The following is a 248-nucleotide window of genomic DNA, read 5'->3' on the forward strand; positions in this document are numbered from 1 at the left end:
CCCTGTACCGCCTCATCAAACTGCGGATGTGCCCGTTGCCGATGCACCAACAGCGTCACCGGTTGATCCCGCCATTTTTGCCGAGCGCCCGCAGAGTTCTTCCCCCTCCCCCACCGATTTTTCCGAAGTACACACGCCGCATCATGTGGACTCTGCCGTTCCCACTCAGTCGATTTCTTCTCCTGCAGAGACTGAGGACATTTCTTCCCCAGCTACGGATACTCATACCGCTGTTTCTTCGGATTCCG

1 pseudogene is annotated in these 248 nt (G+C 56.9%); it reads left to right on the plus strand.

The annotated features are described in order from the left end of the window. Positions 1-248, plus strand: a pseudogene (locus HMPREF2554_RS02545) (chromosomal replication initiation protein DnaA); the annotation flags it as partial.

Origin of the sequence: Rothia sp. HMSC071F11 (assembly GCF_001809115.1) — a bacterium.
Taxonomy (GTDB): Bacteria; Actinomycetota; Actinomycetes; order Actinomycetales; family Micrococcaceae; genus Rothia; species Rothia dentocariosa.